The organism is Luteibacter sp. P4_E6 (assembly GCF_056401535.1).
Genome location: NZ_JBFUJE010000093.1, coordinates 1 through 11,425, shown reverse-complemented (window position 1 = coordinate 11,425; position 11,425 = coordinate 1). Strand labels below are relative to the sequence as shown.

General features: G+C 64.1%; 8 protein-coding genes. 3 read left to right on the top strand and 5 right to left on the bottom strand.

What is annotated here, in order from left to right; translation table 11 throughout:
* Positions 1-12: 12 nt before the first annotated feature.
* Positions 13-3,072 carry a TonB-dependent receptor gene (locus AC1DT2_RS08265; RefSeq protein WP_477295794.1) on the bottom strand — a complete coding sequence of 1,020 codons (3,060 nt, stop codon included), beginning with the start codon at positions 3,070-3,072 and terminating at the stop codon, positions 13-15.
* Positions 3,073-3,660: 588 nt separating this feature from the next.
* Between AC1DT2_RS08265 and AC1DT2_RS08260 the strand changes: the two genes are divergently transcribed.
* Complete coding sequence (locus AC1DT2_RS08260) at positions 3,661-4,272, top strand: helix-turn-helix domain-containing protein (protein WP_477295792.1); 612 nt, start codon at positions 3,661-3,663, stop codon at positions 4,270-4,272.
* A 70-nt stretch (positions 4,273-4,342) separates the two neighbouring features.
* Here the strand turns inward: AC1DT2_RS08260 and glyS are convergent, their stop codons facing one another.
* Positions 4,343-6,487: a glycine--tRNA ligase subunit beta gene (gene glyS, locus AC1DT2_RS08255; protein ID WP_477295790.1), complete on the bottom strand. Its 2,145-nt coding sequence runs from the start codon at positions 6,485-6,487 to the stop codon at positions 4,343-4,345.
* Positions 6,477-7,391 carry a glycine--tRNA ligase subunit alpha gene (glyQ, locus tag AC1DT2_RS08250; RefSeq protein WP_477295788.1) on the bottom strand — a complete coding sequence of 305 codons (915 nt, stop codon included), beginning with the start codon at positions 7,389-7,391 and terminating at the stop codon, positions 6,477-6,479. The genes glyS and glyQ overlap by 11 nt, the downstream gene beginning before the upstream one ends.
* Before the next feature lie 65 nt (positions 7,392-7,456).
* Between glyQ and tfpB the strand changes: the two genes are divergently transcribed.
* Positions 7,457-9,274, top strand: a complete 1,818-nt coding sequence (gene tfpB / locus AC1DT2_RS08245; protein ID WP_213949142.1) for a type IV pilus assembly ATPase TfpB — start codon at positions 7,457-7,459, stop codon at positions 9,272-9,274.
* On the top strand, positions 9,271-10,011 hold the full coding sequence (locus tag AC1DT2_RS08240; protein WP_477295786.1) for a glutamine amidotransferase: 741 nt from the start codon (positions 9,271-9,273) through the stop codon (positions 10,009-10,011). The genes tfpB and AC1DT2_RS08240 overlap by 4 nt, the downstream gene beginning before the upstream one ends.
* On the opposite strand, the gene AC1DT2_RS08235 is transcribed toward AC1DT2_RS08240, so the two are convergent.
* Together AC1DT2_RS08235 and AC1DT2_RS08230 are read right to left on the bottom strand one after the other, a co-directional pair.
* Complete coding sequence (locus tag AC1DT2_RS08235; RefSeq protein ID WP_477295784.1) at positions 10,000-10,683, bottom strand: rhomboid family intramembrane serine protease; 684 nt, start codon at positions 10,681-10,683, stop codon at positions 10,000-10,002. The genes AC1DT2_RS08240 and AC1DT2_RS08235 overlap by 12 nt on opposite strands.
* Positions 10,684-10,685: 2 nt before the next feature.
* On the bottom strand, positions 10,686-11,425 hold a 740-nt coding region (locus tag AC1DT2_RS08230), incomplete at its 5' end, for a peptidoglycan-binding protein (protein ID WP_477295782.1).

Sequence of the window (11,425 nt, the reverse complement as noted above, 5' to 3'; positions counted from 1 at the left end):
GTGGCGATGTCATCAGAAGTCGTACGTTGCCGTCAGTCGTGCGTAGCGCGGGGTCTGGTAGTACTGACCCAGGTTGTAGTTGTTGAGCACAGTCTTCGGGATGGACTCATACGGAGAGAAGCTGGTGAGCGGCTTCCGTTCGTTGGTGACGTTGAAGACGCTGAGGCCGAAGGCCACCTGGTTGTCGAACAAGGACGGACGGTAGGTCACAGCGAGATCAAGCTGGCGATACCACGGATTGCGCGTCTTGCCGGGAGGCGACGGCTGGCCGTTGCAGTTGTGGTACGACGAGCCGTAACCGATCGGATCCGGATCCGCATTGGCATTTTCATAGCCAAGGCAGGACTTCGGGGCACCGGACGCAAGGCGTAGGTTGCCGGAGATCAGCCATTCCGCGGTCAGCTGGTAGGCGCCATACGCCTTGAGCTGGTGCGTACGGTCGTTCGTCAGCAGGCCATTCGAGTTCAGCATCAGCTCGCCCGAATCCCAGTCCTGGGTCTTCGAAATATCGGTCTGGCCGATGTCGGACTTGGTCTGGCCTTCGGTATTGCCGTAGCTACGCGAGAAGGTGTAATCGATGCGACCCTGCCACTTGCCGTTGAACGGATGCTCCAGGTAGAGGTCGAGCGCGTAGTAACGACGGATCGCCTTCTGCTGGAAGCCCCACTCTTCCGAGTTCATCGTCACTTCGGTGCGACCCACGCCGTTGGCATTGGCCAGGCTGAAGGTGTTGGTGAAGCCCGGATTGAAGATCACGCAGCCCGGAATCGTGACCGAGTCCGGATCGATGCCTTCGGACGCCAGCTTGTCGCCGATCCGGCCGGTGTCGCAGACATCGTCGATCGCCGTACGCAGCTTGCGTACCGTGATCTTGGCGCCTGTAACCCAGTCGGCACCGAGCATCTTGTCGAATCCGAGGATGCCTTCGTCCTGGTACTGCGAGCGGAGATCACGCGCCGTCACCGATTCCGGATCGATCGCCTGACCATACTCGCCGTTAGCGGAAACGGGGCCTGGGCCAAGAGCCGTCAGGCCGGTCGGGCGACCCTGCGCGTCGATGCCGGTATAGGTGAAGTACTCGTCCGTGAACGTCGAGGGCGATGCACCGCGGACAGCCACATTGTTGGGCAGTGCGAGGTAGTAGCGACCCAGGTTGCCGTAGATCTTCAGCGAGGAATCACCGAAGACGTCCCAGGCGGCGCCAAGACGCGGCGCCCACTGCGCGGCGTTGTTGACGAACGCGCGGCCGGAGTCGTTGTAGTTCTTGAAGCGGTCGTTGCGCACGCCGATGCTGAGCAGGACCTGGTCGGTCACCTGCCAACGGTCTTCGAGGTACTGGGCGCGCTGGTCGAGTGACATGCTGGTCACCGACGAGAAGACGCGCTGATCGACGTAGTAGCCCTGACCACCCGGTGCGCCGACGCCCAGCGACGAGCTGATCGGGTTGTTTACGTTGGCTGCAGAGGCCTTGCGGTAGCGCAGGTAGTAGCCCGGGCCGCTGGTCGACTGGCCGACGCTGTCGCCGGAGTAATGCATGTTGTCGATACCACCGGCAAGGTGATGGTCGCCAAGCTGCCACTCGAGATCGAGGCGGAGGCCGCGCGTGTGGCTACCCGCACCCGGATCCTGAGAAAGGTTCGAGGTGTTGAGGTTAGTGATGGGACGACCACCGTTGAGCGCCGGATTCTGAAGGTCCGGGCGGTCGATGTAAGGCTGGTTGACGATGTTGGGCGTCGGATTCTGCAGGTAGTCGGTCGTCCAGCTCTTGCCGTAGGTCGCAGTCACGGTCACGTCGTCGGTGACGTAGCTGGTGTACTTGGCAATGGCGTACTTCGAATCGAGCTTGGTCGTATCGGCGGACGATCCGAGCGCCGGACCCTGCGAACGGGTGGGGTAGTCGTAGTTGTAGTAGGTGCCGCGCTGCTCGTCGGTCGAATGAATACCCGTCAATTCCAGGATGTTGGAATCGTTGATGTTCCAATTGAGCTTGGCGTAGTACTTSGGAAGGTTGTACGTATAGTGGTTGTTGGCGACCGGGTTGGCTTCCACCGATGCCGTCGACACACCTTCCGACTTCTCCGCTTCAGCCGCGATGAAGAAGAACAGCTTGTCCTTGATCAGCGGGCCGCCGGCGTACGCGCTATACGTGGTCGTCCACTTCGTGTTGTCTGCGCGGTTGCGGTAGATCGTGCCGGCCTTGCCGGGGGACTGGTAACCGTAGCCAGCGGGCAGCGTAGCGTCGCTGTAGTAGATGCTGCCCGGCGCGGACGCGGCGAACTTCGGCTCCCACAGAACCTGTGCGCCAAAATGCCAATCGTTCGTACCGCTCTTGCCAACCTGGGAAATCACGCCGCCATCGGAGCGGCCGTACTTGGCGCTATATCCGCCTGTGTAGACTTCCTGCTGGTCGATGGCGCCGTACGGCAGGCCGACACCGCCGAGATTGCGGTAAGGATCAGTGGTCGCGTAGCCGTTGACGTAGTAAGCATTTTCCGAAGCACCGGAACCACCGAACGACACCGTACGGTAACGGCCATTGCCCAGGGTCTGGCTTCCCGGTRCGGCGCCAGGCGCCAGCAGCGCGATGGCTTCCGCGTTACGGCCGAGCGGCAGGCGGGCGAGGGTTTCGGATGTGATCACGGTGCGCGCGTCGACTGCCGTGGCGTCGATGGGCGGAAGCGTGTTAGCCGTGACGGTTACCGAGTCGAGCGACTGCGCGGATGCGGCGGTGGCTGCGGCGGCAAACGAGACATYGGTGCTGCCGCCGACCTTGATCGGTACGTCCTTGCGCGAATCGACGACGGCGCCGTCGCGCTTGAGGCTGACGGTGTAGTTGCCCAGCGGCAGGTTGCTGGCGCGGTAGCGACCGTCAGCATCGACAGTCACGTCACGCGTGAAGCCGGCATCGCTAGTGACGCTGACGGTTGAGCCAGCGCCGGCGGGTACCTGACCAAAGATGGCGCCGGTGGTCGCCTGGGCGAAAACAGCACCCGACACGGAACCCAGGCCGATGGCCAGGGCGAGCGCGGTGCGACGTCCCAGTGACGCTGCGCGGTATTGACGCGAATTCATTGAATGCTTCTCCCCGTTAAAATCCGCTATCGCAGGAACCTGCGATTAGCGACAAGCCGACCCCGGCCCGGCATACGCTAGGCTCTGGTTTGAATCGGCGGCAAAAGTCCCCACTAAACAACGTGATCCAACGAAAGATCACGCTCCCCGAATCATCGCCTGCTACGGCGACGTGACAGATATACGTAAGGTTTCACGAGTAAGCAATGCGAAATTTTTACATTCGATTTACATGTTGCAGCAGTAATTTACGAAGCAATCTCAATGGGCCGAAAAATCTTTCGAATTACCAGTACTTTACGGAATTCTCACAAAGACGGCGTTGGTGAATTAGGACTTTGGCCTAGGAAACATTCCTAGCCAGAACGGGGGGTAAGCGCGTCGCATAAGGCGTTCGCCCCTGTCTAAACAAGATGTCATGTGGCGCGAAGCCTTTCTTTAGCGCGATCCGGATACCCTCGAACTTACGAAACTTCTCAAACGAAAGGCTTTCGAAGGGCAATCGCTGTACACCGATTGCGAGGTTCGCGCGTTTGTTCGCGAAATCGCCGGGGGGCGGCCTGTAGAAAACAACGAGGTTCCATGCGCATGAACGACAATTCGAGGGGATCCGTCCTGGCCGATTCCGCCATGGGCGGCCTGGATAACAGCCGTGGAGATGCCAGCGTACCGGCCTCTTCATTCGCCAGCCGCGTTCGCGCGGTCATCAAGATCTCGGGCAGTGTCAGTGAGATCGCCCGCCGTTGCGKGTTCTCGGAAGGTGTCGTGCGTAGCTGGCGCGACGGCAATACCGACCCGTCGCGCGGCCGTTGCGTGACCATGGCCAAGACCCTGGGCCTTTCGCTGGTGTGGCTGGCGGCGGGCGAAGGCCCGATGATGCTGGACGGCTCGGGCGATGACCCGGCGACCCGCACCGAGACGTCGGAGTCGATGCGTGGACGCGACGGCAGCCACCATGCCGTGGGCCAACCGGCGACGGCACTCGACGCATCGCGCCTGGCGGCAGCGATGAAGCTACTGCAGTCGGATATCGAGATGACGGGAAGCCGTTTCTCGCCGGTGCGCCACGCGGACCTGGTTGCGGAGATGTACGCCATCCTCGCCCGCTCGAACGAGGGCGACTATGCCGATCGCATGATTGCCTTCCGCCGCACCCTGATGTCGCGTATCCAGGACGACAAGGGCGCCGCGGCGGCCTGATCAGCCGGATACGGCAGCCGCTCCCACCACACCTGCTAAGGCAGGCAGGGTGGGAGGCAGCACGGTCGGATCAGAGGCGGGAGATATCGGCGATGGCGCCGAAGGTCGCTTTGAGCTGTGCAAGCAGCGCGAGGCGGTTCGCGCGCACCGCTGGGTCTTCGGCGTTCACTAGCACGTCGTCGAAGAACCGGTCCACCGGTGCCTGAAGCGCCGCCAGGCGCGCCAGCGTGCCGGTGTAGTCGCCTGCCGCGAGCAGGCCTTGCGACTCCGCCCGGGCAGCCGCCAGCGCGGCATGTAGTTCGCGCTCGGCGTCGAACTCGAAGTACCCGGCGTCGACCGTCGTCGGGATGGGTGCGGCATCGGCCTCTTCGGCCTGCTTGCGCAGGATGTTGGCCACGCGCTTGTTCGCAGCCGCCAGGCTGGCGGCTTCGCTGCGGCGTGCGAACTCACCCACCGCGCGCAGGCGCCGATCGAAGTCGGGCAGCGTGGCAGGTGCCACGGCAAGCACGGCTTCAAACTGGTCCGTCGAAAAACCCTGGTCGGCGTAATAGCCGCGCAGGCGCTCGAGCACGAAGGCCTGCACGTCGTCGCCCAACTCGCGACGACGTGCACCGACATCGACCGCCGGGACCTTGCCGTCCTTGCCCGGCTTCACGCCTGCCACCAGGGCCGTCTCCGGAATCATCTCCAGAGCCTCGGTCAGGGTGGCGCGCAATTCGATGTCCAGGCCACCCTCGATCAGGGTACGAGCCAGGCCCAGCGCGGCGCGGCGCAGGGCGAAGGGATCCTTGTTGCCGCTGGGCTTCATGCCCACGGCAAAGATGCCCGCCAGCGTGTCCAGGCGCTCCGCCACGGCCAGCACCTGGCCAACCTTGCCAGCAGCGATGGCGTCGCCGCCGAAACGGGGCTGGTAGAAGCTGTCCAGCGCATCGGCAACGTTCGCGTCGATGCCCTGACGCGAGGCGTAGTAACGGCCCATCACGCCCTGCAGCTCGGGGAATTCACCGACCATGCGGGTGAGCAGGTCGCACTTGGACAGAGCAGCGGCGTGCGTGGCCTGCCCGGCATCGACACCGACACGGTTGGCGATCACCCGGGCCAGTTCCGCCACGCGGACGGTCTTGTCCCAGAGGCTACCCAGCGACTGCTGGTAGGTCACGTTCTTCAGACCTTCCTGGTAGTCCGCCAGGGGGGACTTCAGGTCTTCGTCCCAGAAGAACTTGGCGTCCGCGAAGCGCGGGCGGATGACCCGCTCGTAGCCCTTGCGGATCTCGGCCGGGTCCTTGCTCTCGATATTGGCCACGCCGATGAAGTGCTCGGTGAGGCGACCCTCGGTATCGAACACCGGGACGAACTTCTGGTTGGTCTCCATCGTGGTGACCAGGGCTTCCGGCGGCACGTCGAGGAAGGCGCGTTCGAACGTGCAGGCGATGCCGACCGGCCATTCCGTGAGGTTGGCGATCTCGTTGAGCAACCCGTCCGACAGGCTGGGCACGCCGCCGGTGGCCACGCGGGCGACTTCGTCGCGCACGCGCTGGCGGCGCTCGGCAGGGTCGGCGAGGACGTGCGCGTGGCGCAAGGCGTCCAGCCAGCTGTCCGCGTCGGCAACGTGGATCGGCTTGGGATGGTGGAAGCGATGACCGTTGCTGAGGCGACCACTGGTCAGGCCAAGGATCTGGCCTTCGACGATGTCCGCGCCATGCAGCATCAGCAAGGTATGGACCGGACGCACGAAGCTGTCGTCACGATTGCCCCAGCGCATGGCCTTCGGGATCGGCAGGGCCTTCAGCGATTCAGTGACGATCTCCGGCAGCAACGCAGCGGTCGGCTGCCCGGCCTTCACGGCCCGGAAAACGAACCAGGCGCCCTTGTCGGTCTCGAGTTTTTCCAACGCCGATACATCGACGCCGCAGGACTGCGCGAAGCCGACCAGGGCCTTGCTCGGCTCACCATCCGCGCCAAGGCTGGCGGCCACGGCGGGGCCACGGCGTTCGACGGTCTGTTCGGGCTGGGCGACGGCGACATCGGCGATATGCACAGCGAGGCGGCGGGGCGATGCATACGCCTTCGCCGAGGCGTAGTCGGCGGCCACACCGCGCTTTTCCAGACCCTCCACGACGCCGCGCGCGAACGCGGCAGCGAGGTCGTCGAGAGCCTTCGGCGGCAGTTCTTCGGTGCCCAGCTCGATGACGAGCGGCAGGCGCTTATCGGCCATGGACGGCCTCCTTGTGTTTCTTCAGGCCGGGAAAGCCGAGCTTCTCGCGCTGTGCGACGTAAGCCTCGGCCACGGCGCGCGCCAGGGTGCGGACGCGCAGAATGTAGCGCTGGCGCTCGGTCACGCTGATGGCGCGACGCGCATCGAGCAGGTTGAACGCATGACTGGCCTTGCAGACCTGCTCATAGCCCGGCAGCGGAAGGCCCGCGGCGATCAGCTTGGCGGCTTCGCCTTCGCAGACGTCGAACCAATGGAACAGCTCGGCCACGTTGGCGTATTCGAAGTTGTAGGTGCTCTGCTCCACCTCGTTCTGGTGGAACACGTCACCGTAGGTGACCATGCCGTGTGGCGCGTGCGTCCAGACGATGTCGTAGATGCTGTCGACGTTCTGCAGGTACATCACCAGGCGCTCGAGACCGTAGGTGATCTCGCCGGTGACGGGACGGCATTCGAGGCCGCCGGCCTGCTGGAAGTAGGTGAACTGCGTCACCTCCATGCCATTGAGCCAGACTTCCCAGCCCAGACCCCAGGCGCCCAGCGTCGGCGATTCCCAGTTGTCTTCGACGAAACGCAGGTCGTGGACCAGCGGGTCGATGCCCAGCGCCTTCAGCGAGCCGATGTAGAGCTCGATGATGTCGTCCGGGTTCGGCTTGAGCACTACCTGGTACTGGTAGTAGTGCTGCAGTCGGTTGGGATTGTCGCCATAGCGGCCATCCGTCGGGCGACGGCAGGGCTGCACGTAGGCGGCTGCCCAGGGCTCGGGTCCGAGCGCACGAAGGAAGGTCGCCGGGTGGAAGGTTCCCGCGCCGACCTCGGTATCGAGGGGCTGGACCAGCACGCAGCCCTGGTCCGCCCAATAGCGGTTCAGGGTCTGGATCACGTCTTGGAAAGTGGGCGCGGACATGGTTCCCGAGTCCTTGATAAAGCGGGCTAGTATAGCGGCGTGGGATTCACACAGGGTCGCAAGCGATGGTAGTCAATCCGCAACTTGGCGCACTCCTGGGACGCCGTGGCCGCCTCGAACTCGACGAGGTGCTGGCCTCCCTGGTGGTCGACGGCTACCTGACCGGGGAAGATGCCAAACGCGTCCGCATGGGGTCCAGGAGCGGCAAGACCGCGATCGAGCTTCACCCGCTCGTGGTCGTCGCCAACGCGAAGCCGGTGAACCGTCGTGAGGACGGACGCCCCCTGAGCCTGGAAGGTCTCATGGAATGGGTCGCCGCCAAGGCGGACCTGCCCTATCTGAAAATCGATCCAATGAAGGTCAACGTGGCCCAGGTCACCCAGGTGGTCAGCAGCGCGTATGCGCAGCGCCACCGCATCCTGCCGGTGTCCTCCACGACCAGCGAAGTGGTCTTCGCCACAGCGGAACCCTTCGACGCCGGATGGGCTACTGACCTCGCCCACATGATTCGTCGCGACGTACGCCGCGTCGTCGCCAGCCCGATCGACATCAACCGCTACCTGCTCGAGTTCTACGGCGTGCAGCGATCGATCCAGCTGGCCCAGGACGCCAAGGGCATCGGCGACACCTCAAAGATCATCAACTTCGAACAGTTGGTCGAGCTGGGCAAGGGTGGCGAACTCGGTGCCGACGACCGGCATGTCGTGCACATCGTCGACTGGCTGTTGCAGTACGCCTTCGAGCAGCGCGCTTCCGACATCCACCTCGAACCGCGTCGCGATGCCGGCCAGATGCGCTTTCGCATCGATGGCGTGATGCAGAAGGTGTTCGAACTACCGCCACCGGTGATGACCGCCGTCACCTCTCGCATCAAGATCCTCGCTCGCATGGACGTCGCTGAAAAGCGCCGCCCGCAGGACGGCCGTATCAAGACGCGTTCGGCCGGTGGGCGTGAGGTCGAGCTGCGTATCTCGAGCATGCCGACGGCATTCGGCGAAAAGATCGTCATGCGTATCTTCGATCCCGACCTGGTGATGAAGGACTTCGCGCAGCTCGGCTTCTCGGAAGAGGAAGGCCTGCTCTGGCGCGGCATGGTCGAGCGGCCTCATGGCATTGTGCTGGTTACCGGCCCGACGGGTTCGGGCAAGACCACCACGCTCTATTCAACGCTCAAGCATCTGGCCAAGCCGGAATTGAATGTGTGCACGGTAGAAGACCCGATCGAAATGGTCTCGCCGGAACTGAACCAGATGCAGGTGCAGGCCTCGATCGACCTGGATTTCGCCGCAGGTGTTCGCACCCTGCTGCGACAGGATCCGGACATCATCATGATCGGCGAGATCCGCGACCTCGAGACCGCACAGATGGCGGTGCAGGCATCGCTCACCGGTCACCTGGTGCTGTCGACGCTGCATACGAATGACTCGCCAAGTGCGGTGACGCGCCTGCTCGACCTGGGCGTGCCGCACTACCTCATCCAGTCCACGCTCACCGGCGTGGTCGCCCAGCGTCTGGTGCGTACGTTGTGCCCGCACTGCAAGCGGGCAACGACGCAGGATCCTGACGAATGGCGTGCCGTCACGCATGGCTGGGACATTCCCGTGCCCGAGCGCGTGTTCGAATCGGTGGGTTGCCTGGAGTGCCGGAAGACCGGCTTTCTCGGACGTACCGGCATCTACGAAATGATGCCCGTCTCGTCGCGGTTGCGTGGCCTCATCTCCGCCGAACTGGACCTTTCGCGCCTGGGTGCCGCCGCCCTGCGCGACGGGATGAAACCCTTACGCATCTCCGCGGCGGCGCAGGTAGCCGCCGGCGTCACGACGGCGCGCGAAGTCCTCAACGTCCTTCCGCCCACCGATATCGACGATACAATTTCCCCATGAAACCCCTACTCATCGTGCGTACCGGCCGCGCACCCGACGTGATCAGCGCACGTCACGGCGACTTCCCTCGTTGGTTCCAGCTTGGCCTGCGTCTTCGCGCGACACACCTGCGCATCATCGATGTCGAGCAAGGCGATCGACTCCCCGAGCCCGGTGAGTGTGCCGGCGCGGTGATCACCGGTTCCGCATCGATGGTGACCGAACGACTGGCGTGGAGCGAACGCACGGCCGGCTGGATCCGGAATGCGATGGATGTCGACCTGCCGCTTCTGGGCGTGTGCTACGGGCACCAGCTGATGTCGCATGCGCTCGGCGGCCGTGTCGACTACCTTCCCGGCGGACGCGAAATGGGGACGGTGAGCCTCACCACCGTGACGGAACGCGCGGCCGACGAATCACTCGGTGCCTCGTTGCCGGAAAGATTCCACGCCCATGCCACTCACGAACAGAGCGTGATGGAGCTCCCACCTGGCGCCATCGCCCTTGCGCGGTCTGAACGCGATCCGCACCATCTGGTCCGTTACGGAAGGCACGCAGTCAGTACACAGTTCCACCCGGAATTTTCCGCCGAAGTGATGCGCGCCTACATCCGGCGCAAGCACGACGTGCTTCGTGACGAAGGCCAGGCGCCGGACGACATGCTGGCCGCCGTCGTGGCGACACCCGTGGCCACCCGGTTGCTGCGTCACTTCGTGCGCGAGCACCTGCACGCGCCGCGCGAGATGTCAGCCGCGTAAGCGGCGCACGATCGCCCCGCGCGAAAACAACGCGAAGACGATGCCGAAGACAAAGCCGCCGATGTGGGTCCACCACACGACGGCGCCATAGCTCGCGCCCGCATAACTGAAGAGCAGCTGCACCAGCGCCCAGATGCCGATGAGTACGAATGCCGGCACGCGCACGAACTCGAGGAAGAGGCCCAGAGGAAGCACGAGGCCGAGCTTCGCCCGCGGAAACAGCGTCACATAAGCACCCACCACGGCGGATACGGCTCCGCTGCATCCGACGATCGGCACACCGGTTCCGGTCAACGAAATGGCACCGATCAGGTTCGCCACCACACCGCCGAGCAGGAAGAGCAGGAGAAAGCGCGGGGAGCCGAGGCTCCGTTCGGCGGGCAGGCTAAAAATGACGAGGAAGAGCAGGTTGCTGACCAGATGCAACCAGCCGCCGTGGATGAAGATCGCCGTGAACAGCCGCAGAAGTGCGGGATCGCTGAGCTGCTGCCACAGGGGCAGTCCAGTGCTGAGCAGGTGAGCCGGCACGGTGCCCCAGCGCCGCATGACTGCCAGACGCTCGTCGAACCCGCTCAGGGCCAGCGCGACGAAACACACCACGCAGACGATGACGATGAGGATCGTGGCCCAGCACAGGCGCGAGCGCCGGCGCGTGTCGACATGGACGAACATGCTCAAGGCACGCCGCGGGCGAGATGCGGCCCTTCGGCTTCCAGCGACGACAGCGCGAACATCGTTTCCGGGCCCACGACGCCGTCGGCCGCAATACCGAACCGCTGCTGCAGGTTGCGGACCCGCGCCTCCACCGTCCGATCGAAGATCGTCGACGGCGATGAACCGCCAGGATTGGCCTCGGGCGGAAGGCGACCAAGCAGCCAGTGCATGCCATCGCCAGCGTCGCCACGAGTCAGTTTTCCGGGCATGGCGGGGTCGACACGGAACACGGCATAGAAGCGACCGTTCCATACACGTTCAAAGACGTCACGGGTCAGTTCGACGTATTTGCCGCCCAGATAGAGCCGTATGGCCTGGTCGCCCGCGCCGACCAGAAGCACCTGCTGTCTGGCGTGAGCGTCGTCGAGTTCGAGCACGATCGGCCGGTCGAAACGGCGCAGCTGGTCGAGTGACCCCCGCCCGCTGACGCAGGCAAAACCAGGAAAAATGACCGCATCGCAGTTGATCGCGTTGGCGACCGAGGTGTCCTTCGATCCAACCTGCCATCGTGCGAGCAGCTCCCCCCAAACCCGCACCTTCCCGACATCCGCCGCGGGCAACGCATCACTCAGTTTCGCCAGCGCTTGCTCGGGGGTCACCGTGACGAGGTTCTTCGGGCGCGAGGGACTGCGCCCGGAGAGGAACCATGTCGCGGCGCCGCCGACGAACAGGATGGCCAGCATGGCGCCCACCGCAAGGA

What these genes read in the sequence shown, in the direction of transcription:
- glyS (WP_477295790.1), bottom strand. Translation starts at nt 6,487, where the DNA reads ATGGCCGATAAGCGCCTGCCGCTCGTCATCGAGCTGGGCACCGAAGAA.
- glyQ (WP_477295788.1), bottom strand. Translation starts at nt 7,391, where the DNA reads ATGTCCGCGCCCACTTTCCAAGACGTGATCCAGACCCTGAACCGCTAT.
- tfpB (WP_213949142.1), top strand. Translation starts at nt 7,457, where the DNA reads ATGGTAGTCAATCCGCAACTTGGCGCACTCCTGGGACGCCGTGGCCGC.
- AC1DT2_RS08240 (WP_477295786.1), top strand. Translation starts at nt 9,271, where the DNA reads ATGAAACCCCTACTCATCGTGCGTACCGGCCGCGCACCCGACGTGATC.
- AC1DT2_RS08235 (WP_477295784.1), bottom strand. Translation starts at nt 10,683, where the DNA reads ATGTTCGTCCATGTCGACACGCGCCGGCGCTCGCGCCTGTGCTGGGCC.